This window comes from Pseudonocardia sp. NPDC046786, assembly GCF_040645415.1.
Lineage (GTDB): Bacteria > Actinomycetota > Actinomycetes > Mycobacteriales > Pseudonocardiaceae > Pseudonocardia > Pseudonocardia kongjuensis.
In genome coordinates, this window is sequence record NZ_JBEYYF010000006.1 from 186,797 (window position 1) to 213,181 (window position 26,385).

32 protein-coding genes and 1 tRNA gene are annotated in these 26,385 nt (G+C 73.5%); 20 read left to right on the forward strand and 13 right to left on the reverse strand.

The window, feature by feature from the left end; genetic code table 11:
* Positions 1-21 precede the first annotated feature (21 nt).
* Together ABZ881_RS09980 and ABZ881_RS09985 are read right to left on the reverse strand one after the other, a co-directional pair.
* Complete coding sequence (locus tag ABZ881_RS09980; protein WP_358483396.1) at positions 22-1,389, reverse strand: cystathionine beta-synthase; 1,368 nt, start codon at positions 1,387-1,389, stop codon at positions 22-24.
* Positions 1,390-1,408: 19 nt separating this feature from the next.
* Positions 1,409-1,870, reverse strand: a complete 462-nt coding sequence (locus tag ABZ881_RS09985; RefSeq protein WP_358483398.1) for a pyridoxamine 5'-phosphate oxidase family protein — start codon at positions 1,868-1,870, stop codon at positions 1,409-1,411.
* Between the two features lie 108 nt (positions 1,871-1,978).
* Here ABZ881_RS09985 and ABZ881_RS09990 point away from each other — a divergent pair, with 108 nt between their 5' ends.
* Positions 1,979-3,199, forward strand: a complete 1,221-nt coding sequence (locus ABZ881_RS09990; RefSeq protein ID WP_358483400.1) for an acetyl-CoA C-acetyltransferase — start codon at positions 1,979-1,981, stop codon at positions 3,197-3,199.
* 7 nt (positions 3,200-3,206) lie between these two features.
* On the opposite strand, the gene ABZ881_RS09995 is transcribed toward ABZ881_RS09990, so the two are convergent.
* The 3 genes from ABZ881_RS09995 to ABZ881_RS10005 form a co-directional block, all read right to left on the reverse strand.
* On the reverse strand, positions 3,207-3,659 hold the full coding sequence (locus tag ABZ881_RS09995) for a hypothetical protein (protein WP_358483402.1): 453 nt from the start codon (positions 3,657-3,659) through the stop codon (positions 3,207-3,209).
* Positions 3,660-3,815: 156 nt separating this feature from the next.
* Positions 3,816-4,616: a Bax inhibitor-1/YccA family protein gene (locus tag ABZ881_RS10000; protein ID WP_344026582.1), complete on the reverse strand. Its 801-nt coding sequence runs from the start codon at positions 4,614-4,616 to the stop codon at positions 3,816-3,818.
* A gap of 156 nt (positions 4,617-4,772) precedes the next feature.
* On the reverse strand, positions 4,773-5,048 hold the full coding sequence (locus ABZ881_RS10005) for a hypothetical protein (protein WP_358483404.1): 276 nt from the start codon (positions 5,046-5,048) through the stop codon (positions 4,773-4,775).
* Between the two features lie 154 nt (positions 5,049-5,202).
* Between ABZ881_RS10005 and ABZ881_RS10010 the strand changes: the two genes are divergently transcribed.
* The gene (locus ABZ881_RS10010) at positions 5,203-5,439 is read left to right on the forward strand and encodes a hypothetical protein (RefSeq protein WP_358483405.1); all 237 of its coding nucleotides are present in this window, start codon (positions 5,203-5,205) and stop codon (positions 5,437-5,439) included.
* Positions 5,440-5,448: 9 nt separating this feature from the next.
* Here the strand turns inward: ABZ881_RS10010 and ABZ881_RS10015 are convergent, their stop codons facing one another.
* Positions 5,449-5,850 (reverse strand): hypothetical protein, encoded by a 402-nt coding sequence (locus ABZ881_RS10015; RefSeq protein WP_358483406.1) that lies wholly within the window; start codon positions 5,848-5,850, stop codon positions 5,449-5,451.
* Positions 5,851-5,904: 54 nt separating this feature from the next.
* Between ABZ881_RS10015 and ABZ881_RS10020 the strand changes: the two genes are divergently transcribed.
* The gene (locus ABZ881_RS10020; RefSeq protein WP_344026590.1) at positions 5,905-6,141 is read left to right on the forward strand and encodes a DUF397 domain-containing protein; all 237 of its coding nucleotides are present in this window, start codon (positions 5,905-5,907) and stop codon (positions 6,139-6,141) included.
* Positions 6,142-6,145: 4 nt separating this feature from the next.
* Here ABZ881_RS10020 and ABZ881_RS10025 read toward each other — a convergent pair whose 3' ends face one another.
* Positions 6,146-7,195, reverse strand: coding sequence for a nitronate monooxygenase (locus ABZ881_RS10025; RefSeq protein ID WP_358483407.1), 1,050 nt, complete (start codon positions 7,193-7,195; stop codon positions 6,146-6,148).
* A 100-nt stretch (positions 7,196-7,295) separates the two neighbouring features.
* Here ABZ881_RS10025 and prcB point away from each other — a divergent pair, with 100 nt between their 5' ends.
* The 3 genes from prcB (at position 7,296) to ABZ881_RS10040 (ending at position 9,017) form a co-directional block, all read left to right on the forward strand.
* Positions 7,296-8,087 carry a proteasome subunit beta gene (prcB, locus tag ABZ881_RS10030; protein WP_358483408.1) on the forward strand — a complete coding sequence of 264 codons (792 nt, stop codon included), beginning with the start codon at positions 7,296-7,298 and terminating at the stop codon, positions 8,085-8,087.
* 1 nt (position 8,088) lies between these two features.
* On the forward strand, positions 8,089-8,595 hold the full coding sequence (locus ABZ881_RS10035; RefSeq protein WP_358483410.1) for a DinB family protein: 507 nt from the start codon (positions 8,089-8,091) through the stop codon (positions 8,593-8,595).
* Positions 8,596-8,663: 68 nt separating this feature from the next.
* On the forward strand, positions 8,664-9,017 hold the full coding sequence (locus tag ABZ881_RS10040; protein ID WP_358483412.1) for a hypothetical protein: 354 nt from the start codon (positions 8,664-8,666) through the stop codon (positions 9,015-9,017).
* A 33-nt stretch (positions 9,018-9,050) separates the two neighbouring features.
* Here ABZ881_RS10040 and ABZ881_RS10045 read toward each other — a convergent pair whose 3' ends face one another.
* A complete protein-coding gene (locus tag ABZ881_RS10045; RefSeq protein ID WP_358483413.1) occupies positions 9,051-9,257 on the reverse strand; it encodes a hypothetical protein in 207 nt (68 codons plus the stop codon).
* Between the two features lie 85 nt (positions 9,258-9,342).
* Between ABZ881_RS10045 and ABZ881_RS10050 the strand changes: the two genes are divergently transcribed.
* Genes ABZ881_RS10050 through ABZ881_RS10060 form a run of 3 tightly spaced genes read left to right on the forward strand, consistent with a single transcriptional unit; the run spans position 9,343 to position 11,244 of the window.
* Positions 9,343-9,915, forward strand: a complete 573-nt coding sequence (locus ABZ881_RS10050; RefSeq protein ID WP_358483416.1) for a TetR/AcrR family transcriptional regulator — start codon at positions 9,343-9,345, stop codon at positions 9,913-9,915.
* A gap of 41 nt (positions 9,916-9,956) precedes the next feature.
* The gene (locus tag ABZ881_RS10055) at positions 9,957-10,727 is read left to right on the forward strand and encodes a class I SAM-dependent methyltransferase (RefSeq protein ID WP_358483418.1); all 771 of its coding nucleotides are present in this window, start codon (positions 9,957-9,959) and stop codon (positions 10,725-10,727) included.
* A gap of 19 nt (positions 10,728-10,746) precedes the next feature.
* A complete protein-coding gene (locus tag ABZ881_RS10060; protein WP_344026604.1) occupies positions 10,747-11,244 on the forward strand; it encodes a hypothetical protein in 498 nt (165 codons plus the stop codon).
* 161 nt (positions 11,245-11,405) lie between these two features.
* On the opposite strand, the gene ABZ881_RS10065 is transcribed toward ABZ881_RS10060, so the two are convergent.
* Together ABZ881_RS10065 and ABZ881_RS10070 are read right to left on the reverse strand one after the other, a co-directional pair.
* Positions 11,406-11,978, reverse strand: a complete 573-nt coding sequence (locus tag ABZ881_RS10065; protein WP_358483420.1) for a dihydrofolate reductase family protein — start codon at positions 11,976-11,978, stop codon at positions 11,406-11,408.
* Between the two features lie 7 nt (positions 11,979-11,985).
* Positions 11,986-13,413, reverse strand: coding sequence for an amidohydrolase family protein (locus tag ABZ881_RS10070; RefSeq protein ID WP_358483422.1), 1,428 nt, complete (start codon positions 13,411-13,413; stop codon positions 11,986-11,988).
* Between the two features lie 199 nt (positions 13,414-13,612).
* Here ABZ881_RS10070 and ABZ881_RS10075 point away from each other — a divergent pair, with 199 nt between their 5' ends.
* From ABZ881_RS10075 to ABZ881_RS10105, 7 genes are all read left to right on the forward strand, one after another.
* Positions 13,613-14,422, forward strand: coding sequence for an IclR family transcriptional regulator C-terminal domain-containing protein (locus ABZ881_RS10075; RefSeq protein ID WP_344026610.1), 810 nt, complete (start codon positions 13,613-13,615; stop codon positions 14,420-14,422).
* Positions 14,423-14,495: 73 nt separating this feature from the next.
* Positions 14,496-15,662 carry a CoA transferase gene (locus tag ABZ881_RS10080; protein WP_358483423.1) on the forward strand — a complete coding sequence of 389 codons (1,167 nt, stop codon included), beginning with the start codon at positions 14,496-14,498 and terminating at the stop codon, positions 15,660-15,662.
* Complete coding sequence (locus tag ABZ881_RS10085; protein WP_358483425.1) at positions 15,659-16,462, forward strand: citryl-CoA lyase; 804 nt, start codon at positions 15,659-15,661, stop codon at positions 16,460-16,462. The genes ABZ881_RS10080 and ABZ881_RS10085 overlap by 4 nt, the downstream gene beginning before the upstream one ends.
* On the forward strand, positions 16,459-17,355 hold the full coding sequence (locus tag ABZ881_RS10090; protein ID WP_358483426.1) for a dioxygenase: 897 nt from the start codon (positions 16,459-16,461) through the stop codon (positions 17,353-17,355). The genes ABZ881_RS10085 and ABZ881_RS10090 overlap by 4 nt, the downstream gene beginning before the upstream one ends.
* A 2-nt stretch (positions 17,356-17,357) precedes the next feature.
* Entirely contained in the window at positions 17,358-18,305 is a 948-nt protein-coding gene (locus ABZ881_RS10095; RefSeq protein ID WP_358483428.1) for a zinc-binding alcohol dehydrogenase family protein, read from the forward strand.
* Between the two features lie 74 nt (positions 18,306-18,379).
* Entirely contained in the window at positions 18,380-19,051 is a 672-nt protein-coding gene (locus ABZ881_RS10100; RefSeq protein ID WP_358483430.1) for a GntR family transcriptional regulator, read from the forward strand.
* A gap of 59 nt (positions 19,052-19,110) precedes the next feature.
* The gene (locus ABZ881_RS10105) at positions 19,111-21,987 is read left to right on the forward strand and encodes an FAD-linked oxidase C-terminal domain-containing protein (protein WP_358483432.1); all 2,877 of its coding nucleotides are present in this window, start codon (positions 19,111-19,113) and stop codon (positions 21,985-21,987) included.
* Here ABZ881_RS10105 and ABZ881_RS10110 read toward each other — a convergent pair.
* Positions 21,962-22,603 carry a LysE family translocator gene (locus ABZ881_RS10110; RefSeq protein ID WP_358483434.1) on the reverse strand — a complete coding sequence of 214 codons (642 nt, stop codon included), beginning with the start codon at positions 22,601-22,603 and terminating at the stop codon, positions 21,962-21,964. The two genes, ABZ881_RS10105 and ABZ881_RS10110, sit on opposite strands and share 26 nt — an antisense overlap.
* A 588-nt stretch (positions 22,604-23,191) precedes the next feature.
* Here ABZ881_RS10110 and ABZ881_RS10115 point away from each other — a divergent pair.
* On the forward strand, positions 23,192-23,548 hold the full coding sequence (locus ABZ881_RS10115) for a GNAT family N-acetyltransferase (protein WP_358483436.1): 357 nt from the start codon (positions 23,192-23,194) through the stop codon (positions 23,546-23,548).
* 4 nt (positions 23,549-23,552) lie between these two features.
* Here the strand turns inward: ABZ881_RS10115 and ABZ881_RS10120 are convergent, their stop codons facing one another.
* A complete protein-coding gene (locus tag ABZ881_RS10120; RefSeq protein WP_358483438.1) occupies positions 23,553-23,942 on the reverse strand; it encodes a nuclear transport factor 2 family protein in 390 nt (129 codons plus the stop codon).
* Positions 23,943-24,167: 225 nt separating this feature from the next.
* On the opposite strand from ABZ881_RS10120, the gene ABZ881_RS10125 reads away from it, so the two are divergent.
* The 3 genes from ABZ881_RS10125 (at position 24,168) to ABZ881_RS10135 (ending at position 25,947) form a co-directional block, all read left to right on the forward strand.
* The gene (locus ABZ881_RS10125; RefSeq protein WP_358483439.1) at positions 24,168-24,545 is read left to right on the forward strand and encodes a DUF4345 domain-containing protein; all 378 of its coding nucleotides are present in this window, start codon (positions 24,168-24,170) and stop codon (positions 24,543-24,545) included.
* A gap of 416 nt (positions 24,546-24,961) precedes the next feature.
* The gene (locus ABZ881_RS10130) at positions 24,962-25,282 is read left to right on the forward strand and encodes a metalloregulator ArsR/SmtB family transcription factor (protein WP_358483441.1); all 321 of its coding nucleotides are present in this window, start codon (positions 24,962-24,964) and stop codon (positions 25,280-25,282) included.
* Complete coding sequence (locus tag ABZ881_RS10135; protein WP_358483442.1) at positions 25,279-25,947, forward strand: cation transporter; 669 nt, start codon at positions 25,279-25,281, stop codon at positions 25,945-25,947. Before ABZ881_RS10130 ends, ABZ881_RS10135 begins: the two co-directional genes overlap by 4 nt.
* 356 nt (positions 25,948-26,303) lie before the next feature.
* Here ABZ881_RS10135 and ABZ881_RS10140 read toward each other — a convergent pair.
* A tRNA-Leu gene (locus ABZ881_RS10140) sits at positions 26,304-26,377 on the reverse strand.
* Between the last annotated feature and the right edge of the window lie 8 nt (positions 26,378-26,385).

The window sequence follows — 26,385 nt, forward strand, 5'->3', positions numbered from 1 at the left end:
GCCCGATCGGCCTCCGGCCGGTCAGCCGTTGCCGAGGAAGGCGATCACGTCGGACCGGGTGACGACGCCGGCCGGCTTGCCGTCCATCAGCACCAGGGCGGCGTCGGCCTTCGCGAACGCCGCCATCGCGTCCTGCAGCGACTCCCCGGCGCCCAGCGTCGGCAGCGGCGGGGACATGTGGTCCTCCAGCCGGTCGGCGAGCTGGGCGCGGCCGGTGAACAGCGCGTCCAGCAGGTCCCGCTCGACGACGGCGCCGGCCACCTCGGCGGCCATCACCGGCGGCTCGGCTTTGACCACCGGCATCTGCGAGACGCCGAACTCGCGCAGGTAGAGCGCCGCGTCGGCGACCGTCTCGTTCGGGTGCGCGTGCACCAGGGCCGGGATGGAGCCGTCCTTGCGGCGCAGCACGTCCCCGATGGTGGCGCCCTCGGACGGCGGCAGGAAGCCGTAGCTGGCCATCCAGGCGTCGTTGAAGACCTTGCCGAGGTAGCCGCGCCCGCCGTCGGGCAGCAGGACGACGACCACCGCGTCCGCCGGCAGCGTCGCCGCGGCCCGCAGCGCGGCGACCGCGGCCATCCCGCAGGAACCACCGACGAGCAGCGCCTCCTCGCGGGCGAGCCGCCGGGTCATCTCGAACGAGTCGGCGTCGGTCACGGCGATGATCTCGTCGCAGACGTCCCGGTCGTAGGTGGTCGGCCAGAAGTCCTCGCCGACCCCCTCGACGAGGTAGGGCCGGCCGGTGCCGCCGGAGTAGACCGAGCCCTCCGGGTCGGCGCCGATGATCCGCACCGCGCCGCCGGAGACCTCCTTGAGGTAGCGGCCGATGCCGGAGATCGTGCCGCCGGTGCCGATCCCCGCCACGAAGTGGGTGATCTTCCCGTCGGTCTGCTCCCAGATCTCCGGGCCGGTGCTCAGGTAGTGCGACTCCGGGTTAGCCGGGTTGGCGTACTGGTTGGGCTTCCAGGCGCCCTCGATCTCGCTGACCAGGCGGTCCGACGTGCGGTAGTAGGAGTCGGGGTGGTCCGGGTCGACGGCGGTCGGGCAGACGACGACCTCGGCGCCGTAGGCCTTCAGCACGTTCCGCTTGTCCTCGCCCACCTTGTCCGGGCAGACGAACACGCAGTGGTAGCCCTTGCGCTGCGCGACCATGGCCAGCCCGACACCGGTGTTGCCCGACGTCGGCTCCACGATGGTGCCGCCGAGGCGCAGCTCGCCGGACGCCTCGGCCGCCTCGACCATCCGCAGGGCGATCCGGTCCTTCACCGAGCCGCCCGGGTTCAGGTACTCGACCTTGGCGAGGACCGGCGGGGCGATGCCCTCGGCGACCGCTCCCAGCCGGACGAGCGGGGTGTTCCCGACCAGGTCGACGACGTGCTCGACGTAGCGCATGGGGGCATCCTCGCACCGCTCACTCCCGCTCCACCGATCGCAGTCCGGTCGACGGCGTCCACCAGCGCACGACGAGCCGGTTCTGGGCGTCGTTCAGGCCGGTCCAGACCACCTCGCCGAGATCGACCCGGAACGCGTCGCCGGCGACCGGGCCGGACATCGGCCCGTTCCAGACGGCCCGCCCGGCCACCTTGAGATCACCGTCGCCCAGGTCGCCGCCGCTCTGGTCGGCCGGCGCGGCGTGCAGCGCGAACCGCGGGTCCCGCCGCAGGTCGGCGCCCTTGCGCGCACCCGGCATCGAGCCGAACGCCAGCTCGGTGACCGGCCCGGAGTCGTCGAACACGACCTCGATCCCGGACACCCGGGGTGCGCCGTCGGCCCGCAGGGTCGCGATCACCAGGGCGACACCGCGCTGCAGGATCCGCTGCGCCAGCTCGGCGAACGCGGGCTCGGCGGACCGGAACTGTCCCCAGGAGGTCATGGCGCCAGCATGCCGGGACCCTCTGACAGTTTCGTCACGTCCCGGGCGGACGTCCGGTTACCCGCGAGTACAGTCGCGGCCGACCCCTGCGCTGGAGGAGGACGTCCCATGCCCGAAGCCGTCATCGTCGCTGCGGCCCGCTCCCCGATCGGCCGAGCCAACAAGGGCTCCCTCGCCGGGATGCGCCCGGACGACCTGACCGTGCAGATGGTGCGCGCGGCCCTGGACCAGGTCCCCGCACTGGACCCGGCCGAGATCGACGACCTGATGCTGGGCTGCGGTCTCCCCGGCGGCGAGCAGGGCAACAACCTGGCCCGGATCGTAGCCGTCCAGCTCGGGTACGACGGGCTGCCGGGTACCACGATCACCCGCTACTGCTCGTCGTCGCTGCAGACCACCCGGATGGCGCTGCATGCGATCCGGGCCGGCGAGGGCGACGTGTTCGTCTCGGCCGGTGTGGAGACGGTGTCCCGGTTCCCCCGCGGCACCTCCGACTCCTGGCCGGACACGCACAATCCACTGTTCGCCGACGCCGAGACCCGCACCGCGGAGACCGCGGAGAAGGGCGCGCAGACCTGGACCGACCCGCGCGAGCAGAACCTGCTGCCGGACGCCTACATCGCGATGGGCCAGACCGCAGAGAACCTCGCCCGCTACAAGAACGTCTCGCGCGAGGACATGGACCGGTTCGCCGTGCGCTCGCAGAACCTCGCCGAGCAGGCCATCGCGGACGGCTTCTTCGAGCGCGAGATCACCCCGGTGACGCTGCCCGACGGCACCGTCGTGCGCACCGACGACGGCCCCCGGCCGGGCACCACCTACGAGAAGATCTCCCAGCTCAAGCCGGTGTTCCGGCCGGACGGGCTGGTCACCGCCGGCAACGCCTGCCCACTGAACGACGGCGCCGCGGCGCTGGTGGTCATGTCCGACACCCGGGCCGAGCAGCTCGGCATCACGCCGCTGGCCCGGGTCGTCTCGACCGGCGTCACCGGCCTGTCGCCGGAGATCATGGGCTACGGGCCGGTGGCGGCCTCGGAGCAGGCGCTGCACCGGGCCGGGCTGACCATCGACGACATCGACCTGGTCGAGATCAACGAGGCGTTCGCCGCGCAGGTCCTGCCCAGCGCCCGCGACCTGGGCGTCCCCGAGGAGAAGCTGAACGTGCACGGCGGCGCGATCGCGCTCGGCCACCCGTTCGGCATGACCGGCGCCCGGATCACCACGACGCTGCTCAACGGGCTGCGCGCCCGGGACGGCCGCTACGGCCTGGAGACGATGTGCGTCGGCGGCGGCCAGGGCATGGCGATGGTGCTCGAGCGGCTGTCCTGAGCGCCCCTCAGGCGGCAGCCGGGCCCGGCGGGTCGATCCGCACCCCGCTCGCCTCCAGCGCGGCCTCGGTGCGCAGCCGGGCCAGGTCGCGCCCCGCGTCGAGCGCTCCGGCGGTGCCGCCTGCGTCGACCCAGGCCCGCAGCGGCGGGTCCTCGACGCCGGTGGCCCGGCAGGCGGCGAGCAGCACGTCGTCGTAGGCGGCGAGCAGCGCCACCCGGCGCAACCGGGTGCTCGGCGGCGGGCCGCGGCGCAGCCGGTCGAGCCGGCGCAGGTCGGCGACGAGCCGTTCCAGCGGCGGCCCCACCGGCACCGATGGCGCGGGCCGGGAACGGCGGCGCAGCGCCACGACCCGCCGGACGAGCGCCGGTGCGCGCACCAGCAGCCCCACCAGCACCGCCGGTCCCAGTGCGATGGCCAGGAAGATGGTGACCCCGGCCGCGACCGGGTCGTTCCCGGGCACGAGGGAGACGGTACGGCGCGCGGAGCGTGCAGGTAAGCCCGGACACGACCGGACACGACGACGCCGCGGACACCCGGAGGTGTCCGCGGCGCGTCGGACCGGAGGGGGCGAGTCCGGCCCGCTCCCCGGCCCGCGTGGGCCGGGTCGTGCTGCGGGTCAGTCGCCCTGGAAGTAGCTCAGCAGGCGGAAGATCTCGATGTAGAGCCAGACCAGCGTGGTCATCAGACCGAACGCGATGTACCAGGAGTACTTCTCCGGCACACCGGCCTTCACCGCGTTGTCGGCGGCGTCGAAGTCGAGCAGCAGGCTGAACGCCGCCACCCCGATGACCACCAGGCTGAACAGGATCGCCAGCGGGCTGCCGTCGCGCAGGCCGAGCCCGCCGCCGACGAAGAAGCTCATCACCAGGTTCGCCAGCATCAGGACGACGACGCCGATCAGGGCGCCCATCATCCACTTGGTGAACCGGGGGGTGACCCGCACGGCGCCGGTCTTGTAGACGACCAGCATCCCGAAGAACACACCGGCGGTGCCGATGACGGCCTGCAGCGCCACCCCGGGGTACATCGCGGAGATGCCGCCGAGGGCGACACCCATCGCACCGGAGTAGGTCAGCGTCAGCGGGGCGCTGGGCTTCTGCCGGAAGATGACGATCAGCGCCACCACGATGCCGACGATGAACGCCGGCAGTGCCAGCAGCGTGAGCCCCGACCAGACGGTCAGGAAACCCGCGACCAGCGCGAGACCACCGCTGATCGCGGTCTTCTGGACGATGTCGTCGATCGTGATCGGGCGGCCGGTCTCCTGGGCGGCCCGGCTCGGGTCGACGTGTGACGTCTGGGCGCCGGCGTAGGCGGATGCGCCGCCCATCATTCCGCCACCCGAGCGGTCGAACGTGGCGTAGCCGCCCTGCTGGGTGGGCAGGTTGCGGAACGCCGGGTTGCTCGTGGAGCGCACCTGGATCCTCCTCGACGGACGTGTGCGGGGCCCACCAGCGGCGGGCCCTCGCATCATTGCAACGTCGAGGGAGCGCCGGTGGTTCCCACCGGTAAAAGAAAATTTACCGCCTGTCGGTGGTCCGGCGACAGGCCGCCCCGCCGGGATCCCGGAAGATCAGCGCTCGAAGCGCCCCACCTGCGGGAACGTCCGCGTCGGCGGCGGCCGGTCGCCGTCCACCACCGGGATCTCGGGCGTGGTGTCGTCGCGGCGCGGCTCGGGGCCGAGCGGCGGTGCCCCGCGCAGCTCGGCCCGGATCAGGCCCGGCAGCCTGCGCAGCGACCGCAAGGCGGCCGCTCCGGCCCGGCGACCGGCGGGGAGCGTCAGGGCGACGGCGAGCAGCACCAGCACGAGGGCCAGGAACACCAGACCGTCGGCACCCGGAGCGAACACGGGCACACCTCCTCAACCCGGGCGTCCCGGCCGGGGGCCGCCGGAACCCGCCCTCGTACATCCAACGAGCGGGTGGCGGCACGGTCACGTAACCGGCGGGCGCCGGCTCGGCGTACTACCGTCCTCCCCGTCCGTCGTCGTCGAGTTCGGAGAGGTGGTCTCCACCATGTGGGCGTTGTTCTCCCGCCATCTGCGGGTGTGGCTGCTGCTGGCCGTCGGGGCGCCGCTGCTGGCCTGGCTGCTCGGCCGGGTCGGTGATGCGATCGAGCGCAGGCGCGGGCCGAACACGGTGAGCAGGATCATCCATCAGGGGCGGCGTTTCCTGGAGCGCCGGGTGCGCGGACCGCTGCGCAGGCGCGAGCAGCCGGACGCGGACCGGCTGGCCCGCTGAGCCGCCGGATCAGGCCGGGAGCAGCCGGCCGAGCCATCCGCCGCGGCGGCGCGGCGTGGTGACGGTCGGCGTCGGGTCCAGCTCGACGCACCGCCGGCACGGCGTCCCGTCCGCCGCGACCAGCGGCGCCGGTGACACGAGGTGCCCGCAGAGCGCCTCGTAGCGCCCCGTCCGCATGGCGTGCGGAGCACAGAGTTCCGTATCGGTCACTTTGTGTGCACGACGGTCGATGACCGAGGTCAGCGTCAGGACCTCCGGCCCGTCCTCACCGGGGGCTGTTCCGGCGCTCATGACGTCGACCTCCACGATGGATGTCCGTACGTCGACCGGCGCATTCTCACGACCCTTCCAGGCAGCCTGGCTCCCATCGTCGGCGATGCCGGTTGCGGATGCAAGATCGGATGCATACACGTTCGACACTCTCCGCAGTCATTCACCCCACAGCGACCGCCCCCGGAGGCCCCGATGACCGACCCGGACCGAACCCGCGCGGCCGATCTCGGCCCGGTCACCTGGCGGCGGCCCGGGGGCGCCGGCGCGGACACCGGCGACGGGGTCGAGTTCGCCGTGCTGGACGACGGCCGGGTCGCCGTTCGCAACGCGGCCGACCCGGACGGCCCGGTGCTCGTCTACACCCCCGCCGAGATCTCCGCGTTCGTCGACGGCGCCAAGAAGGGCGAGTTCGACGACATGCTGGGCTGAGCGCTCACGGCAGCAGCGCGTCCGCCTCCCGCCACATGCCGGCGACCACCTCGGCGGCCGGCCGGGTCGTCGCCCGCGCCGCGGCCTGCCCGGCCCAGTGGTTGACCCGGTCCAGCAGGCCGGGCTCGCCCGCCCGGTACCGGGCCACCAGGCGTCGCTGGTGCGGGTAGGGCGCGGGGGCCGGGGCGTCCGGCCCGGCCCAGGCCCGGACGTAGCCGGTCGGGACCGCCCGGGCCAGCCGGCCGGTGTACGCGCGGGTGGTCACCGTGTCCTCCGGCGCCAGGCCGTCCAGCCCGGCCGCCCACGCGGCGTCGATCCCCGCCTCGGGTGTGCGCAGCAGCGCCGTCCCGACCTGTACCGCACTCGCACCGAGGGTCAGCGCGGCGGCCACCGACCGGCCGTCGGCGACCGCACCGGCGGCCACCACCGGCACCGACAGCGCCCCGGCCAGCCACGGGAGCAGCGCGAACAGCCCGACGGTCGTGCCCTCGGCGTCCCCGGGACGGGTGCTGCCGCGGTGCCCGCCCGCCTCCATCCCCTGCGCGACGACGACGTCCGCGCCGGCCCGCTCGGCGGCCAGCGCCTCGTCCAGGGTGGTCGCCGTCGCGAACCAGGCGATCCCGGCGGCGTGCGCGGCGGCGACGTGCCCGGCCGGGAGCAGGCCCATGATCGTCGAGATGGCGGTCGGGCGGGCGTCGATCACCGCGCGGACCTGCTCGTCGAGGTCCGGGGCCGGGCCCGGGACGGGACCGGCGGTGCCGCCGAGCCGGTCGAGGAACGCCGCCTGGGCGTCCGTACCGGGTTCGGCGGGCGGGTCCGGGATCCACACGTTGAGCTGGAACGGCGCGTCGCCTGCCGCCTCTCGGTAGCGCCGGGCCCAGTCCGCGATCGCCGCCGGGCCGTCGTTGACCACGCCGGCGGCGCCCATCCCGCCCGCGGCGGCCACCGCCGCCGCCAGCCCCGGCGGGCACGCGCCCGCCATCGGCGCCTCCAGTACCGGCACCGTCAGGCCGAACCGGGTGCAGAAGGACCGGGCCCGCTCGCGTGCGCTCACCCCGGCGAGTCTGCCCGTTTCCCGCTGGACCTTCCGCGCCACCCGGGGAAGGATCGGCCGGGTCCGTCCGGCCCGAAGCAGATCGGAGCCAGCTCCCCGCATGACCGGCCCGTCGTTCCTGGAACAGCTGCGTGCACACGCCCCCGAGGCGCTGCCTGCCAACCTGCCCCGCGATCCCGCGCAGCGGGTCCCGCCCGACCTGCGGGCCCCGCACGGGACCACGATCATCGCCTTCACCTGGGCCGGCGGGGTGCTGCTCGCCGGCGACCGCCGGGCCACTGCGGGGAACCTGATCGCGCAGAAGGACCTGGTCAAGGTCGTCGTCGTGGACGGCACCTCGGCCGCCGGGTTCGCCGGCTCGGTCGGGCACGCGCTGCTGATGCTCAAGCTGTTCGCGGCGGAGGTCGAGCAGTACGAGAAGGTCGAGGGCGCGCCGATCAGCCAGGACGGCAAGATCCGCAGGCTGTCGACGATCGTCCGGGAGAACCTGCCGGCCGCGATGCAGGGCTTCGTCGCACTGCCGCTCTACGTCGGCTATGACCCGGCCGATCCGGATCCGGAGCGGATCGTGACGTTCGACGCGTCCGGCAGCATCGCCCGCAACCGCTCCGGCTACGCGGGCATCGGCTCCGGATCGGACTTCGCGAAGGCGTCGCTGAAGAAGCTGCACCGGCCCGACCTGGACCGGGACGGCGCGATCTCGCTGGCGGTGAACGCGCTGTGGGACGCCGCCGACGACGACACCGCCACCGCGGGCCCGGACCTGGTCCGCTCGCTGTTCCCGAATCTCGTCACGGTGACGGCCGAGGGCACCGCAGAGGTGGACGAGGTCGAGGTGGCGGCCGCGACCGAGGAGATGCTCGCCGAGCGGGCCCGGCGCCCCGGCGGCTGAGGTGGCCGGGCTGCTGCGCTGGCAGTTCGACCTGACCTGGGCGCTCTGCGAGTACCACCTGGAACGGCTGGCCGACGACGACCTGACCCGGGTCCCGGCGCCGCTGCACTGGACCGTGCACCGCGGACCGGACGGCTCCTGGACGCCGGACCTCCCGGCCGACGGCGACGCCGAGCCGGACCCGCCGCCTGCCCCGACCGGCGCCTGGATCGCCTGGCACCTGCTGTGGTGGTGGGGCACCGCGCTGGACGAGCTGTCCGGCGCGCCCCGCCGGGACCGCTCCGAGGTGACCTACCCGGGCGGCGCGGACGGCGTGGTCGCCGCACTGCGCGAGCTGGCGGCGGCCTGGACGGTGGCGCTCGACGGGGCCGATCTCGACCGGCCGGTGACGTTCCCGTGGCCGGCCGGGCACACCGTCGGGCACCTGATCGCCTGGGCGAACGCGGAGCTGATGAAGAACGTCGCCGAGCTGGGCCGGGAGCGGGTGGTGCGCGGCGCGGGCGGCTGAGCGCACCCGGGTTCGCAAGGTCCTCGTTATGCCCCGGGACCGCACGTGCATCCGGCAGGCTGTACCTCATGTCCACCCTGCGCTCGGTCGCGCCGGTCTTCTCCACCTCCGATCTCGGCCGGTGGCTCGACCACTACCGGGCGCTCGGCTTCGCCGTCGAGCGCTACGGCGACGAGTACGGCTTCGCGGTCCTCGACGGCGTGGAGCTGCACGTCACGGTGAACCCCGACCACGATCCGCGGCGCACCGCCGGCTGCGCCTACCTGCACGTCGACGACGCCGATGAGCTGCACGCCCGCTGGTCGACCGTGCCCGGTGGACGGGCGGTCGCCCCGGTGGACGCCTCCTACGGGCTGCGCGAGGGTGCCCAGATCGACCCGGACGGCAACCTGCTCCGCTACGGCTCGCCGCTGGCAGGCTGAGCCGGTCCGGGTCCGGGGCGGATCAGGCCTGCATCACCGGCGTGTCCGCTCCATCCGGTCGAGCACGACCAGCGTGCTCCCGGCCGCCACGACGACGATCAGCGGCGGGACCCACGGCGCCGGACCGGTGACGCCCAACGGCCCCCACAGCCCCACCCGTCCGGTGACCAGGAACATGACCAGCGGGGCGATCCCGAGGGTCAGCCCCACCAGGCCGACGACGTTCTGTGCTGCCTTCATCCTGCACCTCCCTGTTGGAATGCAGTCGCATTGCAACAGTGCTCCGGCGCCCTCGTCAATGCGATCGCATTGCTACGATGCCGTCGTGCCCCGCTCCGTGGACCACGACGCCCGCCGCTCCGAGATCGCCGACGCCGTGCTCGCGCTCGTCGCCCGGGCGGGCACCGAGGCGGTGTCGCTGCGCTCGGTCGCGACCGAGGCCGGGATCTCGATGGGCCGCGTGCAGCACTACTTCGCGAGCAAGGACGCCCTGCTGCTGCACGCGCTCGACCGCTCGCACCGCCGGATGGAGCACCGGATCGAGGAGCGGGCCCGCTCCGGCCCGCCCACCCCGAGGGCGGCGCTGGCGACGATCCTCGACGAGCTGCTCGGCGCGCATCCCGAGTCCCGCGACGCCATCCGGATCCACGCCGCGTTCGCCGCGCGTGAGGTCGACGAGCGGGCCCGCGCGATCCTCACCGACGGCGACGCCGAGATCCTCGGCCTCGCCGTGCAGGTCGCCGCCGCCGCCGGCTCCCCCACCCCGGAGGACGACGGCTACGCGCTGCTCGCGCTCGCCGGTGGCCTGGGGCACGACGTCGCCCTGCACGGCGCACCGGTCGACCGGGCCCGCCGGGTGCTGGCGGCGATGCTGGACCGGCTCGCGCCCGACCGATAATCGCTGGTCGCTGCGATCCCGACCGGCGAACATCGGCCCCGATGAGCTTCGTACCGATGGACTTCGACCCGTTCACCAGCTTCGGCCCCGAGGTGGCCGGGCGCTACGACGACGCCCCACGCGGTGACGAGGAGGTCGCCGTCGCCCGGCTCGCAACCCTCGCCGGCGAGGGCCCGGTGCTGGAGTTCGCGATCGGCACTGGACGGCTGGCCCTCCCGCTCGCGGCGCGCGGCCTGCGGGTAGATGGGATCGAGCAGTCGCAGGCGATGGTCGACCGACTGCGCGCGAAGCCGGGCGGTGCAGAGCCGGAGGTGGTTCGCGGCGACATGTCGACCGTCGTGCTGGAGCGGCGATACCCGCTGGTGTTCATCGCGTTCAACTCCCTGATGAACCTCACCACCCAGGACGACCAGGTGCGCTGCGTCGCGAACGCCGCACGGCACCTGACGCGCGGCGGGGTCTTCGTCGTCGAGAACGTCGTACCCGACCCGATGTACCGGCTCGAACGGCGTGCCGGGGTCGACCAGTACGTGCAGGTGGGTGGGGTGTCGGCCACGGGTGTGCATCTCGACGTCGGCCGGTACGACCGGGTGACCCAGCGGGTGGACAAGAGCCACATCCGGATCTCCGGCGGCGGGATCACGACGAACGCGCTGGCGTTGCGCTACGTCTGGCCGAGCGAGCTCGACCTGATGGCCCGACTGGCCGGTCTGGAACTGCGCGAACGGCACGGCGGATGGTGCGGCGAACCGTTCACGGCGGGGAGCGGGATGCATGTGTCGGAGTACGGGCGCCCGGTGACCGTCCGCTGACCTTTGCGACGATCGTCCGATGCGTCCGTGGTTCCCGCTTCTCGCCGGATCGGTGTTCTACGCCGCCGCACTGCTCTGGGCCGCGACGGAGCTGCCGCCGGACGGCGTCCCGCTGCACTTCGACGCCGGTGGCACGCCGACCTGGTTCGGCACCCGCACCCAGTTCCTCGGTTTCGGCGCCCTGTTCGGCCTGTTCATGATCGGGACCGGGGCGGGTCTGTACGCGCTGGTCGCCCGGGGCCCGCTCGGTGCGGTCAGCGTGCCGCACAAGGAGTACTGGATGCATCCGAGGCGGGCCGGGCGACTGCGGCGGATGCTCGCCGAGGACATGGGCCGGTTGTTCGGCGCCGTCGTCGCCTTCCTCGCGCTGGTCCCGGTGGCCGCGGTGCACGCGACGCGGGTCGATCCGCCGCGACTGCCGGTCGGACCGGTGTGGGTCGCCGTCACGGTGCTGGTGCTGGGGATCGTCGCGTGGTGCGTCTGGCAGACCCGCTACCGCTACCGCCCGCCCGCCTGAGCGCCCTGCCTCGCACCCCTCCACTCGCCGAGATGCACCTCAGCGGGAATTGTCGATCTTCGCGGCCCGCTGACGTGCATCTCGGCGGGCGCCGGGGTGCGGCGCGGTGGGCGGGGTGCGGTGCGGCGCAGTGGCGCGGTGCGGCGCAGCAGTGCGGCGGGTCAGGCGGGGGTGCGGCGGGTCCGGTAGTGCAGGAACGTGAACCCGCCCGCGAGCCGCTGCTGCTCCACGAGCTCCAACCGGGCCCGGACGCCGTCGGGCAGCGCCCGCAACCCCCCACCGACCAGCATCGGGACCAGGTAGAGCTCGAGGTCGTCGACCAGCCCGGCCCGGATCGCGTCGGCGGCGAGGGTCGGACCGGAGATCGAGACGTCGCCCGGTGCGGTGTCCACGATCGCCCGGACCCGGGCCGGGTCGAGCTCGCGTTCCAGGGTGGTCCGCGCGGTGCTCACCGCGGTCAGGGTCCGGGAGAACACCACCTTGCTCGCGGCCCGCCAGGTGCGGGCGAACTCGAGATCGGTCGCCGACCGGCCCGAGGTGACGTCGGTTACGTCCTCCCAGGACCGCATCTCCTCGTACATCCGGCGGCCGTAGAGGTGGGTGTCGGCGTCGCGCTCGCGCTCGGTGATGAAGGCGACCACCTCGTCGTCGGGGAACGCCCAGTCGTAGCGGCCCTCGGCGTCGGTCAGGTAGCCGTCCGCCGACATGATCGTCGAGTAGCGCAGTCGCCCCATCGGTCCATCACACCTGGTGCGTCGCCCCGCTGCGATAGTCGGTGTAGGTGTAGGGGTTGTCGAGGATCTTGGTCTCCGGGATCTCCGGGTTCATCCCGGCCTGCCAGGCGTCCTCACCCATCGTCGCGCGCAGGTGCTCCACGGTGGACCCGACGGCGGCCCGGACGGCGGCCAGATCGACGTCGACCAGCCGGCCGTCGCGCTTCACGATCCGGCCGTTCACCAGCACCGTGTGCACGTCGGCGCGCTGCGCCTGGAACGCGACGTGCCCGTGCGGGTTGAGCAGCGGGAACGAGACCGGCGAGTGGTCGTTGCGGATCAGCACCAGATCGGCCTTCTTGCCGGTCTCGACGCTGCCCAGGTCGGACTCGCGGCCGATCGCGCGGGCGCCGCCGCGGGTCGCCCACTCGACGACCTGCTCGGCGCGCAGCGCGGAGTGGGTGACCGTGTCGCCGCGGGCGTGCGCCTCCAGGTGCTCGCGGGAGCGGTCGGCGCCGAGCGTCGCGCGCATCGCGGAGAACAGGTCGCCGCTCCACCACATCGAGGTGTCCATGGACAGCGACACGTCGATGCCGTGCTCGCGCAGCGCCCAGGTGGGCGGGTAGCCCTGCCCGGCGCTCTGCTCACTCTCGGTGGACACCGACACGGAGCCGCCGGTCGCGGCGATCCGCTGGTAGGAGTCGGTGCTCAGGGTCGCAGCGTGCACGTACACCGTCTCCGGGGTCATGAAGCCGTGCTCGTGCATGAGCCGGATGCCGTCGTCGTTGGTGGCGCCCCACACCCCGGCGTGCGTGGTGACCGGCACCCCGAGCTCGCGGGCGGCCTCGAAGGCGGGCTTCTCCGGGAACGCCGGGTCGCCGGTCACGTCGAAGGCCAGCTGGAAGCCGAGCATGTCGTCGCCCGGGGTGATCCGGCGCCCGACGAACTCGCGGAAGCCGGGATCGGCGGTCCAGTTCGCGGGCGCGTCCTGGATGTTGCCGTAGGCGAGGACGAACCGGCCGGCGGTGGCCTGCAGGGCGTCGACGGCGGCGTCGGCGTGCTGCGGCGTCTGCAGCCCGTGCGACCAGTCGACGGTGGTGGTGACGCCGGCCTCGAGCGCCTCCAGGGCGGCGAGCAGGTTGCCCGCGTGGACGTCCTGCGGACGGAAGATCTTGCCCCACTCCAGGTAGTTCCAGACGAAGTACTGGGTGAGCGTCCAGTCCGCGCCGTAGCCGCGCAGCGAGGTCTGCCACATGTGCCGGTGGGTGTCGATCATGCCCGGCATGACGATGCCGCCGGTCGCGTCGATCTCCTCGGTGCCCTCCGGCACGGCCAGGTCCGGCCCGATCGCGGCGATCCGGTCGCCGGTCACCAGGACGTCGTGGCCGGTCAGCACGGTCCGCTGGGCGTCCACCGTCAGCACGGTTCCGCCACGGAGGACGATCGAGTCGCTCATCGGGGTGCTCCTTCACTGTCCACACTGATCGGACGGACGTCCGCTACGCGGACAGGCTCCGGCCGGGTCACTCTGGCGCAGACCGCTTGCGGTGTCAACGGACGCCCGGCGGCCCCGGCGCACGCACGGGAGACGCCCGTCCGCAGAGCGGACAGGACCGGCTAACGTGGGCGGCCGGACGGCGGACGAGGGGGAGCCCATGCCACGTGAGGGAACCGGGCCGGACTTCATCGAGGCCCTCGCACGCGGGCTGGACGTGATCACCGCGTTCCAGCCGTCCCGGCCGGAGATGACGCTGGCCGAGGTCGCGTCCGCCACCGGGCTCGCCCGGCCGACCGCGCGCCGGATCCTCATCACGCTGACCGAGCTGGGCTACGTCCGCAGCTCCGCCCGGGGTTACCTGCTCACCCCGCGGGTGCTGGAGCTCGGCGTCGCCTACGTCCGCTCGACCGGCCTGTGGGAGATCGCCCGCCCGCACCTGGAGCAGCTCGTCGAGCGGACGAACGAGTCCTGCTCGATCGGCCAGCTGGACGGCTCGGACATCGTCTACGTGGCCCGGGTCGCGGTGCCGAAGATCGTCACGCTGGCGGTCCAGATCGGCACCCGGTTCCCGGCGCTGCCGACCTCGCTGGGGAAGGTGCAGCTCGCCGCGCTGTCCGCGGACGAGCTGGACCGGGTACTGGCCGAGCCGAGCCGGTCCGGGCTGACCCCGCGCTGGCAGCCCGACCGCGCCGAGCGCGACACCGAGCTGCGGCAGGTCAGGGCGCGCGGCTGGGCGCTCACCGACGAGCAGCTCGCGCCCGGCATCCGGTCGGTCGCCGCCCCGCTGCGCGACGGCGAGGGCCGGGTGATCGCCGGCGTCAACGTCAACTGCCACGCGGCCGAGACCCCGCTGGAGACCCTGCTCGAGCACCATCTCCCGCTGCTGCTGCAGACCGCGGGCGAGATCAGCGCCGACTTCGCCCGGCTGGCGACCGTGCCGCACGTGACGGTGCCCGCCCCGGCTTGACCACGATCTCCTCCGGCGCCACGATCGGCATGAGCGGACAGTTGTCCGTATCGCGATCAGCACGGAGGATCTCATGGCCGACCCCGGAGCACCGGAGCCAGGCGGCGGACCGCTGTCGGGCATCCTGGTGGCCGACTTCTCGCGGATCCTGGCGGGGCCGTACGCGACCATGCTGCTGGCCGACATGGGCGCCGACGTGATCAAGGTCGAGGGCCCGGCCGGCGACGACACCCGCTCCTGGACGCCTCCCGAACGCGACGGCGAGTCCACCTACTACCTCGGCATCAACCGCGGGAAGCGGTCGATCGCGCTCGACCTGCGCGACGACGACGACCGGGCCGACGCCCAGGAGCTCGCCCGCCGCGCCGACGTCGTCATCGAGAACCTGCGGCCCGGCGGGATGGCCCGGTTCGGGCTCGATCACGCCGCCGTCGCCGCGACCAATCCGGGCGTCGTCTACGCCTCGATCTCCGGGTTCGGCTCGGGAGCGGGCGCGCACGTGCCCGGCTACGACCTGATGGTGCAGGCGATGTCCGGGCTGATGAGCCTCACCGGCGACCCGGACGGGCCGCCGTTCCGGGCCGGGATCTCGGTGTTCGACGTGATGGCGGGCAATCACGCGACGATCGGCATCCTGGCCGCGCTGCGGCACCGCGACCGCACCGGCGAGGGCCAGCACGTCGAGGTGAACCTGCTGTCGTCGGCACTGACCGGTCTGGTGAACCACAGCTCGGCGTGGGTCGCGTCGGGCACCGTGCCCTACCGGATGGGCAACGCGCACCCCAGCGTCTTCCCGTACGAGCCGCTGCCCACCGCCGACGACGACATGATCGTCGCCGCCGGCAACGACCGGCAGTTCGGCAAGCTCTGCGAGGTGCTCGGCATCCCCGGCGTCGCCGAGGACCCGCGGTTCGCCCGCAACGCCGACCGCACCGCGAACCGGGAGGCGCTGCGCCCGATCCTCACCGAGCGGCTCGCCGAGCGCGGTGCCGTCGAATGGTTCGAGCTGCTCACCGACGCCGGCGTGCCGTGCGGGCCGATCCAGACCATCGACGGCGGGTTCGCGATGGCCGAGCGGTTCGGCCTGGAGCCGGTCGTCGAGGTCGGCGACGGCGAGCGCGCGATCCCGACGACCCGGCACCCGATCCGGTTCTCGACCACCCCCGCGGTGTACCGCCTCCCCCCGCCGCAGCTCGACGAGCACGGCGCCGACCTGCGGAAGTGGCTGAGCGAGAGATGAGCGACCGGATCTACGAGACCGCGCTGGGCGCGTCCGACAAGGACAGCATCACGCTGCTCGGGCACGATCTCGCGAACGACGTGATGGGCGAGGTCGGGTTCGGCGAGCTGGCGTTCTGGCTGGCCACCCAGCGGCGTCCGGCCCGGGGTGAGACGCGGGTCTTCGAGGCCGTGCTCGCCGCGCTGGCCGATCACGGGTTCACCCCCACCGCGATCGTCACCCGGCTCACCCACCTGTCCGCACCGGACTCGGTGCAGGGCGCGCTGGCCGCCGGGCTGCTCGGCGGCGGATCCCGGTTCCTCGGCGTCACCGAGGACTGCGGCCGGTTCCTGCACGACCAGCTGCCCGCCGAGCATCCGGTCGACGACGCCGGCTGGGACGCCGTCGCGCTGGAGATCGTCCGGGCGCAGCGGGCCGCGAAGCGGTTCGTCCCCGGCCTGGGCCACCACGTGCACAAGGACGGCGACCCGCGCACCCCGCGGCTGTTCGCGATCGCCGAGGAGGAGTGCCTCACCGGCCCGCACCTGCGGCTGTTCGCCGCGATCGGCCGGGTGCATCCCGAGGTGCTGGGGCGGACGCTGCCGCTCAACGGCGCCGGGGTCTGCGGCGCGGCGCTGGCCGATCTCGGCCTGCCACTGGAGCTGCTGCGCGGTTTCGCGCTGCTCGCCCGCACCGCGGGACTGGTCGGGCAGCTCGCCGAGGAGCTGCGCAATCCGGTCGCGAACGACATCTTCCTGTCGGTCGACCTGAACAACCGCTCCGTCGACCCCCGTCCGTACCGACCCGAGGAGCTGCAGTGACATCGCAGTCGACGCAACCCGCCACCGTCACCGTCACCGTCACCGTCACCGAGGACACGATCACCGACGTCGCCGCCGCGCGCTGGGCGACCGCGCACGACCCGCGCACCGCCGAGCTGATGACCGCCCTGGTGCGGCACCTGCACGCATTCGCCAGGGAGACGCACCTGACCGAGGCCGAGTGGATGGCCGCCGTGCAGTGGCTCACCGCGACCGGGCAGATCAGCGACGAGAAGCGCGAGGAATTCATCCTCGCCTCCGACGTGCTCGGCCTGTCCATGCTCGTCGTCCAGCAGAACCACCGGTTCGACCCGGCGGCCACCCCGGCGACCGTGCTCGGCCCGTTCCACATCGACGGCTCGCCGGACCGCGACTTCGGCCAGGACATGTCCGACGGGCTGCCCGGCGAGCTGCTCTTCGTGCACGGCACCGTCCGGTCGCTGGACGGCACGCCGGTGCCCGGGGCGGTGCTCGACGTCTGGCAGTCCGACTCCGACGGCGCCTACGAGGCCCAGCTCGACGTCGACGAGGCCCGGCTGCGCGCCAAGTACGCCACCCGCCCGGACGGCAGTTACTGCGTGCGGACGATCGCCCCGCTCGGCTACGCGATCCCGATGGACGGCCCGGTCGGCGCGCTGATCTCCGGCACCGACATCAGCTACTACCGGCCGGCGCACATCCACTTCCTGATCGCCGTGCCCGGGTTCGAGCCGCTGATCACCCACCTGTTCCGGGAGGGCGCCGAGTACCTGGACTCCGACGTCGTGTTCGGTGTGAAGCGGGAGCTGGTCGTCGGCTTCACCGAGCACGGCCCCGGTCCGACGCCGGACGGCGGCCACTCGGACCGGCCGTGGCTGGAGGCCCGGTACGACTTCGTCCTGCAGCCGGCCTGATCGTGCGCCGGGTACTCGTCGAACGGCCGGGCGAGCCGCCGGTGGTGCGGGACGGTCCGGTCCCCGATCCGGGGCCCGGCGAGGTCGCGGTCGAGCTGCTGGCCGCGCCGATCACCCCGCTCGACCTGCTGTGCGCGTCCGGCAGGTCGTACTTCGGTGCGCCCGCGACGCCGTACGTCCCCGGCGTGCAGGGGGTCGGCCGGGTGGACGGCCGGACCGTCTGGTTCCCGACGACGGCCGGGATGCGCCCCGGTGACGGCAGCATGGCCACGGTCGCCACCGCCGTTGCCGAGGACCTGGTGGAGCTGCCCGACGCCGCCGATCCGGTCGCCGTCGCCGCGGCCGGGCTGTCCGCGGTCGCCGCGCACGCCTGCCTGCACGCCCGCGGCGGCCTGGTCGCCGGGGAGACGGTCCTGGTGCTCGGCGCCGGCGGGGTGGTCGGCCTCTCCGCGGTGCGGTTCGCCCGCGCGGCCGGGGCACGGGTGGTCGCCGCCGCCCGCTCCCCCGTCGCCCGGGCGCGGGCCGGGGCCGCCGGCGCGGACGTGCTGGCCGGCCTGGACGGCGATCTCGACGAGCTGACCGCGAGCCTCGCCGACGCCTGCGGCGGAGCGGCCGATCTGGTGCTCGATCCGCTGTTCGGGATCCCCGCCGCGGCGGCGCTGCGCACGCTGCGCCCGGGCGGCCGGATGGTGCACCTGGGCAGCTCGGCCGGGGACACCAGCCCGATCGACTCGGCGACGCTGCGCAGCAGGTCGCTGCGGGTGATCGGCTATACGAACAACGAGCTGTCGGCCGCCGAGCGGGCCGCCACCCTGCGCGCGGTCGCGACCGCCGTCGCCGACGGGACCCTCGATCTCCCACACGAGCGCAGGCCGCTCGACGACGCGGCCGCCGGCTGGCAGCGGCAGGCCGCCGGGGCACCGGACGGGCGGATCGTGCTGGTCACCTGACGCCGCACCGCGCGCCGACGGCGGCCGGCCGCACCCCGGCGGTGCGTAGGATCGCCGCCGAGCGAAGGAGTGTCATGGAACGGCTCGCCGACCAGCCCAGCAAGGCCGACCAGCTCACCGTCGCCGTGCGCGACGCGATCCGCAGCGGCGAGCTGACACCCGACCGCCTCTACTCGGCGCAGGAGCTCGGCGAGCTGTTCGGCGTCTCCCGGACTCCGGTCCGGGAGGCCCTGCTGAAGCTGGCGAACGCGGGCCTGGTCCGGATCGAGCGCAACCGCGGTGCCCGCATCGTGCACAGCACCGAGGCCGACGTCACCGAGGTCTCGACGCTGCGGCTGCTGCTGGAACCTGCCGCGACCGGCCGCGCCGCGGCCGACCCGGACTTCCCGGCCGCCGAGCTGGCCGCGACGCTCGACCGGATGCGCACGCACGCCGCGGAGCCCGAGGCGTTCTTCCGGGCCGACTGCGACTTCCACGACGTGATCATGCGGGCCGGTGGGAACCGGCGCCTGGCCGACATCGTGCTGTCCCTGCGGGACGCGATCGCGCTGCAGGGCAGGCGCAGCATGCCGGGCGTGCGGGATGCCGAACAGATCATCGCCGAGCACCGCGCGGTGGCCGACGCGGTCGCGAGCGGCGACCGCGAGCGGGCGAGCGCGGCGATGCGCGCGCACCTGCTCAGCACGGCCGACGCGCTGAGCGGGGACCCGGCCGGGTGGCGGCGGGAGTGGGAGCGCTGGGCCTGAGCGCGGCGCGCGGCACGATGCTGCTTACTACTCAGTAGCATGTAACGTGCAAGTGGCAGGTGACCACCACGCGAGAGGGGCCGGGCATGCTCGACGTCGACACCGGTACGGCCCTGGCCGCGGCACTGCACCGGCACGGCCTGGAGTACCGCGACGACCCCGGCACCCGGGCGATGTACGCCACCGACGCCTCGCTCTACCGGATCCCGCCGCGGGGCGTGGTCCGGCCCCGCTCCGCCGACGACGTCCTCGCCGTCCTCGCCGTCTGCCGCGAGCTCGGCGTGCCGCTCACCGCCCGCGGCGCCGGCACCTCGGTGGCCGGCAACGCGATCGGCCCCGGCCTCGTACTGGACTTCAGCCGGCACATGAACCGGGTGCTCTCGATCGACCCGGAGGCCCGCACCGCGGTCGTCGAGCCGGGCACCGTGCAGGCCACCCTGCAGGCCCGGGCGGCCCGGCACGGGCTGCGCTTCGGCCCCGACCCGTCGACGCACACCCGCTGCACGATCGGCGGCATGATCGGCAACAACGCCTGCGGCGCCCGCAGCCTGGGCTACGGCCGCACCTCCGACAACGTCGCCGGGCTGGACCTGGTCACCGCGTCCGGCGCCCGGCTCGGCACCGGGTACGACGCGGCCGGCCGGCCCACCGTCACCGGCGACACCGGCCTGGTGCCCCGGCTGCGAGACCTGATGGCCGGGTTCCTGGCCGTCGGCCGCACCGAGTTCGACCGGTTCGGCAGGCAGGTGTCCGGCTACGCCGTGCAGCACCTGCTCCCCGAACGGTTCGACCTCGGGCAGGCACTCGTCGGCTCCGAGGGCACCCTCGGCGTACTGACCGGGGCGACCGTCCGGCTGGTCCGCGACCCCGCGCACCGGGTGATGGTGGCGCTGGGCTTCGACGACATCGTCGCCGCGGGCGAGGCCGCCCCGCTGGTCGCGGGGTACCGGCCGACCGCCTGCGAGGGGCTCGACTCCCGGCTGGTCGACGTCGTCCGCACCCGGCGGGGCGCGGACCGGGTGCCGGACCTGCCGGACGGCCGGGCCTGGCTGTTCGTCGAGCTCGCCGGGGACGACCGGGACGAGGTCATGGACCGGGCGGCCACGCTCGCCGGGTCCGGGATCTCCGCGCGCACCCGGATCGTCGACGATCCGGCGGTCGCCGCGCCGCTGTGGCGGATCCGGGAGGACGGCGCCGGGCTCGCCGGGATCGCCCCGTCCGGCAAGCGCGCCTGGGCCGGCTGGGAGGACGCCGCCGTCCCACCCGGCTCACTGGGCGCCTACCTCGCCGAGTTCGACGAGCTTCTGGCCGCCCACGAGCTCACCTCCGCCCCGTTCGGGCACTTCGGCGAGGGCTGCATCCACGTGCGGCTGGACTTCCCGTTCGACCGCGCGGACGGCACCACCGCGTTCCGCGACTTCCTCGCCGCCGCTGCGAAGCTGGTCGCGAAGTTCGGCGGGACGCTGTCCGGCGAGCACGGCGACGGCCGCGCCCGCAGCGCGCTGCTGCCCACGATGTACTCGCCGGAGGCGTTGCGCCTGTTCGGCGGCATGAAGGCGGTCTTCGACCCGGACGGCCTGCTCAATCCCGGCGTGCTCGTCGACCCGGATCCCGTCGACCGCTCGGTGCGGCTCACCGCCGAGCTCCCGCTGGTCGGCTCGCGCGGCTTCCGGTTCGACCACGACGGCGGCGACCTCGGCAACGCCGTGCACCGGTGCACCGGGGTCGGCAAGTGCCGCGCCGACAACTCCGGGCACGGCGGCCTGATGTGCCCGTCCTACCTGGCGACCCGCGAGGAGAAGGACTCCACCCGCGGCCGGGCCCGGGTGCTGCAGGAGATGATCCGCGGCGAGCGGACCGACTGGCGGGCGCCCGAGGTGCACGAGGCGCTGGACCTCTGCCTGTCCTGCAAGGGCTGCACCTCGGACTGCCCGACCGGGATCGACATGCCCAGCTACAAGTCCGAGGTGCTGCACCGCGCCTTCAAGGGCCGGATCCGGCCGCGGTCGCACTACTCGCTGGGCATGCTGCCGCGCTGGGCCCGGCTGGCCGGGCTGGCACCGCGGCTCGCCAACCGGGCGGCGACGCTGCCCGGGATCGGCCGGCTGATGCTCCGGGTGGCCGGTGTGGACACCCGGCGCTCGATCCCGGCGTTCGCGACGACGCCGTTCCGCCGCTGGTGGCGGCGCACCGGCTCGGCCGCGGCCACCGGCGGCACCCCGGTGCTGCTGTTCACCGACAGCTTCACCGAGGGCTTCTCCCCCGCCGCCGCGCAGGCCACCGTCGCGCTGCTGCGCCGCGCCGGATTCGAGCCGCAGGTCCCCCGTCGTCAGCTCTGCTGTGGACTGACCTGGATCTCCACCGGCCAGCTCGACGCCGCCCGCCGGATCCTGAGCCGCACCACCGGCGAGCTGGCCGCGGCGACCGCCGCCGGGATCCCGATCGTCGGGCTGGAACCCTCGTGCACCGCGGTGCTGCGCAGCGACGCCGTCGAACTGCTGGGCACCGACGACGCCCGGGCCGTCGCCGGCAACACGTTCACCCTCGCCGAGTTCCTGTCCCGGCAGGACGACTGGACCCCGCCGGACCTGTCCGGGACGACGGTCGTCGCCCAGCCGCACTGCCACCATCACGCCGTCATGGGCTGGGCGGCCGACCGGGCGCTGCTGATCCGGGCCGGGGCGTCGGTCCGGGCGCTGTCCGGATGCTGCGGGCTGGCCGGGAACTTCGGCGTCGAGGCGGGGCACTACGAGGTGTCGGTGGCGGTCGCGGAGCAGAACCTGCTGCCCGCGCTCGACGCCGAGCCCGACGCCGTCGTGCTGGCCGACGGGTTCTCCTGCCGTACCCAGATCACCGACCTGCGCGGGCGCCCCGCGGTGCACCTGGCCGAGCTGCTGCTCGACGGCCGGGTCACGGAGACGACGGCGCGGGGCTGAACGCGGTCCGCACCGCGAACCCGCCGAGCACGGTGCCGGCGATCCAGCGCTGGACGGTCATCGCCCGCGGCCGCGCGGCCAGGAACCCGGACACCGACGCCGCAGTGAGGACGATCAGCGCGTTCACCGCGACGGCGACGACGATCTGGGTGGCGCCGAGCTGGAGCAGCTGGCTCCACGCGGCGCCGTCGGCCGGGCTGAGGAACTGCGGCAGCAGGGCGGCGTACATCAGAGCGATCTTGGGGTTGAGCAGGTTGGTGAGCAGCCCCATCCCGAACAGCCGCGCGTCCGACTCGGGCGCGAGATCGCGCGCCTGGAACGGCGAGCGGCCGCCGGGGCGCAGCATGGTCCAGGCCAGCCACGCCAGGTACACCGCTCCGGCGATCTTCACCGTGGTGTACGCGGCCGGGACGGCGGCGAACAGCGCCGACAGACCGGCCGCGGCGGCCACCAGGTAGCACAGGAACCCGGCCGCGGTACCCGCCAGCGACACCAGCCCGGCGCGGCGGCCCTGCGAGATCGCCCGGGAGGTCAGGTAGATCATGTTCGGCCCCGGCGTGAGGACCATGCCGAGTGCGATCACGACGACACCCAGTACCGCGGACAGCTCGATCACGGCTCGACCCAAGCACGCCCGCCCGGCGGCTGACCACTGGATTCCCGTCCGGCTGGAGTGATGCATGTCGCAACGACCGGAGGAGTCGGACGTGGCCGGGCCCAGGTCCTGCACGAGTTCACCGTGGACGGCTCCGGGTACCTCTACGACCGGGAGCGCCCGGCCGGGCTGCGCGAACACGGCCGCCTGCCGGTCGTCTGCGTCGAGGACGACGCCCGGATCATCCACGCCGCCGCGCAGCGATCGCCCCGGCGTGAGCACCGGATCCGCTCCGGTGGCGGCCGTCTGCGCCGGCTCCTGGGTTTCCCCGGGTACGACGCGCGCCGCGGAGGAGGCCACCATCAGCACCGAGCAGGGTGGCGCCACCGCTCTCGGACCGGCCCGGTTCGGTCGCGCGGTCGAGCGCGACGACGGCGCCGGCTTCCCCTTCTACGACGGGACGCCGGTCGGGGTGTCCACCGGCCGCTGGCTCGCACTGTGGTCCGCCTGCCCGGTCGCCTTCCTCGTCCTGTCCCTGGTCCCGCTGGTCGGCCCGTCCGCACTGGTCCGGCAGTCCGCGTTCACCGCGATCATGCTGGGTGCGCTCGGGTGGGCCACCGGCCGCGGCCGATCGCCGAGGCCGTGCTCGCGACCGTGGCGGACCGACCGGTCGGGTTCGCGCTGCACTACCCGGCGTACAGCACGGTCCTCGGCCAGGAGGGCATCCACCACCTGGAGGACCTCTACGTCGAGCCGGGGCACCGTGGGCGCGGGATCGGCGAGGCCCTGCTCGGGCACTTCGCCCGGCTCGCCGTCGAGCGCGGGTGCGGGCGGCTGGAGTGGTGGGTGCTGCACAGCAACGACGGCGCGATCCGGTTCTACGAGCGGTTGCGGGCACGTGGCCTGGACGAGATCGGGGTCATGCGCCTGGACGGGTCCGCGCTCGAACGGCTCGGCCGCGGGTGAGCGGTCAGAACATGCCGTTGTCGTTCGCCGATGTGTCCGGGACGACCTGCAGTACGTCCCAGTGCTCGACGACCTTCCCGTCGTCGTCGACCCGGAAGATGTCGATACCCGCGTAGTCCTCGCCGCCCGGCCAGCTCTGGTGACAGTGCAGCACCACCAGGTTCCCCTCCGCGACGACCCGGACGAACCGCACCGACTTGCCCGGGTACTCCGCCGCCATCCGTTCGAAGTAGTCGATGAACGCCTGCTTGCCGTCGGCGACGTGCACGTTGTGCTGGATGTAGGTCGCCCCCGCGTAGCGCTCGATCGCCTCGGCCGGCCGGCTCCGGTTGAACATCAGGTCGTAGAACGCCCGGACGTTGTCCTTGTTGCGCTGCAGGTCGGTGTCGGTCACGGCGCGCTCGCCTCCGGTGCAGGAGTGGGTAGGACGGCCCAACCCCGGCGCGGTCACGTTCATTCCACGGCGCGCGGAGTCCAGCCCGCGCCCCCGGTGATCGCCAGTTGTGGAGCGGGACACCCGACTCCCGGGTGCAGCACTCCACAACCGGTGATCACGACGGACCGGCGCCCTCCGGCGAAACGGGTGGGGCGACGCCCCCGCACCTGCGAGGATGCCGGCATGTCGACGCTGAGGACCGTGGGACGGCTGACCGGCTGGGCGTGCATGGCGATCGGCGGGATCCAACTCGTCGGCGGGGTGCGCGGCGAGCCGGGCATGACCGGTGACGCGACGGTGGACTCGCACGTCCGCTTCATGGGTCCGGTGTTCGCCGGCTACGGCCTGGCCTGGCTCGACGCCACCGCCGACGACGAACCGGACCTGGACCGGCTGCGGATCCTCGCCGGATTGATGGCGCTCGGCGGCGTCGGGCGGCTGGTGACCCGCGCGACCCGGGGCCGGCCGCACCGGTTCCACGACGCGCTGCTCGCCGTGGAGCTCGCCGCCCCGGTGGTCACGGAGGTGCTGGGCCGGCGCGAGCGGGCCGCGCGCCGGTGACCGGGCGAACCCGCTGCTCAGGCGCATAGGGTCGACGCCGGATCTGGTGCCCCCGGTGGGATCCGAACCCACACCGGTAACCCTTTAGTGGGAGGCACGGCGCCCGCTCGCCGAGGCACCTGACCAGCGCGAACGTGTGCGCGGGTCAGCCTCGCCGCCGTACTTCGACACGTACTCGGCATGACGCTGCTCGATCCGCTCCCCCCGTCCCCCTCCTATAGGCCGATCTCCTCGTCGTGGTGACGAGGGCAAGGGTGGCGCAGCCATCGCGTAGCGACGCCGCAGGCGCCCTTGCGGCCGGCACCGCGGCATGGACCATGAACCGGTCGAGGGGGATCCAGCAGTTCCATTACATCGCCATACCTAGCTAACATCGCTTTATGGCGATGAATTGCTGTCCTGACGTCGGCCCGGCGGTGGCCCTGTTCCGCTCGTTGGCCGATCCGGCCCGGCTGGCCATCGTGCTCCGGCTCGGTCAGGGCGAGGCACGTGTCGTCGATCTGACCCATCACCTGGGCCTGGCCCAGTCGACGGTGTCGAAGCACCTGGCGTGCCTGCGGGACTGTCGCCTCATCGATTCCCGCGCCGAAGGACGCCAGTCCTACTACCGCCTTGTGCGCCCGGAGCTGATCGATCTCCTGCGCAGCGCCGAGACGCTGCTGGCCGAGACCGGGGACGCGGTTGCCCTGTGCCCGAACTACGGCACCGTGGAGCCGGCCGAGGAGGAGGCGTCGTGACTCTGTCGCTCTCCGCCGACCGCCGCGCGGTACTTACGCACCGCATCCGCCTGCTCGTCGCGATCACCATCAGCTACAACGTCGTCGAGGCCGTGATCGCCATCGCCGCGGGCCACGCAGCCTCCTCGATCGCCCTGATCGGGTTCGGTCTGGACTCCATCATCGAGGTCAGCTCCGCCGCGGCCGTCGCCTGGCAGTTCGCCGGCCGCGACCCGGTCCACCGCGAACACATCGCCCTGCGGGTCATCGCGTGCTCCTTCTTCGCCCTCGCCGCCTACGTGACCGTCGAGGCACTGCGAGGCCTGTTCGGGGACGCGGAGGCGGACCGATCGACGGTGGGCATCGTGCTGGTCGCGATCAGCGTCGCGATCATGCCGTTCCTGTCCTGGGCCCAACGCCGCGCCGGGCACGAACTCGGCTCAGCCAGTGCCGTCGCCGACTCCAAGCAGACTCTGTTGTGCACCTACCTGTCGGCCGCAGTGCTGGTCGGGCTCGTCCTCAACGCTGCCCTCGGCTGGTGGTGGGCTGACCCCATAGCAGCCTTGGTGCTCGCGGTACTGGCTGTGCGCGAGGGTCTGAACGCGTGGCGAGGCGAGGGGTGCTGCGCCCCGCAACCCAGAACTGCCGGGGATACCGACGCGTGTTCGGCTGACTGCTGCCGCTGACGGCCGCCTTCTGGATTCGGCCCCGCCTGGTCGACGTGGGGCCGGTAGCCGAGCCACGGCCGCGAACGGGCCGGAGGTGTAGTGAGCGAGCGACGGGGCCGGCTGATGCTTGACGTTCCGGTCTCACCCGGTGCTTGACGTTCGGGCCTGATCGGCTTTCCTGTCCACTGTCCGTACTGGTCAGCGGGTGGTGGGAGGCCGGGATCGGTCCTGGTGGGCATGACCGTGGTCGAGCAGCGCTACCGCGCCGTGCTGGCCGTCGCGCAAGGCGAACCGCCCTACCAGCCGGACAACCAGATCACCACCTCGACGGGCGAACACGCTGGTCAGAGGCGTAGAGTCACGGTCGGAACGGGTGCCCCCGGTGGGATTCGAACCCACACCGGTAACCCTTTTAAGGGGCTTGCCTCTGCCGTTGGGCCACGGGGGCGCCACGCC

What these genes read in the sequence shown, in the direction of transcription:
- ABZ881_RS10045 (WP_358483413.1), bottom strand. Translation starts at nt 9,257, where the DNA reads ATGAAGGCAGCACAGAACGTCGTCGGCCTGGTGGGGCTGACCCTCGGG.
- ABZ881_RS10125 (WP_358483439.1), top strand. Translation starts at nt 24,168, where the DNA reads ATGTCGACGCTGAGGACCGTGGGACGGCTGACCGGCTGGGCGTGCATG.
- ABZ881_RS10040 (WP_358483412.1), top strand. Translation starts at nt 8,664, where the DNA reads ATGTCCACCCTGCGCTCGGTCGCGCCGGTCTTCTCCACCTCCGATCTC.
- ABZ881_RS10085 (WP_358483425.1), top strand. Translation starts at nt 15,659, where the DNA reads ATGAGCGACCGGATCTACGAGACCGCGCTGGGCGCGTCCGACAAGGAC.
- ABZ881_RS10065 (WP_358483420.1), bottom strand. Translation starts at nt 11,978, where the DNA reads ATGGGGCGACTGCGCTACTCGACGATCATGTCGGCGGACGGCTACCTG.
- ABZ881_RS09985 (WP_358483398.1), bottom strand. Translation starts at nt 1,870, where the DNA reads ATGACCTCCTGGGGACAGTTCCGGTCCGCCGAGCCCGCGTTCGCCGAG.
- ABZ881_RS10020 (WP_344026590.1), top strand. Translation starts at nt 5,905, where the DNA reads ATGACCGACCCGGACCGAACCCGCGCGGCCGATCTCGGCCCGGTCACC.
- ABZ881_RS09980 (WP_358483396.1), bottom strand. Translation starts at nt 1,389, where the DNA reads ATGCGCTACGTCGAGCACGTCGTCGACCTGGTCGGGAACACCCCGCTC.
- ABZ881_RS10080 (WP_358483423.1), top strand. Translation starts at nt 14,496, where the DNA reads ATGGCCGACCCCGGAGCACCGGAGCCAGGCGGCGGACCGCTGTCGGGC.
- ABZ881_RS10100 (WP_358483430.1), top strand. Translation starts at nt 18,380, where the DNA reads ATGGAACGGCTCGCCGACCAGCCCAGCAAGGCCGACCAGCTCACCGTC.
- ABZ881_RS10060 (WP_344026604.1), top strand. Translation starts at nt 10,747, where the DNA reads ATGCGTCCGTGGTTCCCGCTTCTCGCCGGATCGGTGTTCTACGCCGCC.
- prcB (WP_358483408.1), top strand. Translation starts at nt 7,296, where the DNA reads ATGACCGGCCCGTCGTTCCTGGAACAGCTGCGTGCACACGCCCCCGAG.
- ABZ881_RS10075 (WP_344026610.1), top strand. Translation starts at nt 13,613, where the DNA reads ATGCCACGTGAGGGAACCGGGCCGGACTTCATCGAGGCCCTCGCACGC.
- ABZ881_RS10070 (WP_358483422.1), bottom strand. Translation starts at nt 13,413, where the DNA reads ATGAGCGACTCGATCGTCCTCCGTGGCGGAACCGTGCTGACGGTGGAC.
- ABZ881_RS09990 (WP_358483400.1), top strand. Translation starts at nt 1,979, where the DNA reads ATGCCCGAAGCCGTCATCGTCGCTGCGGCCCGCTCCCCGATCGGCCGA.
- ABZ881_RS10055 (WP_358483418.1), top strand. Translation starts at nt 9,957, where the DNA reads ATGAGCTTCGTACCGATGGACTTCGACCCGTTCACCAGCTTCGGCCCC.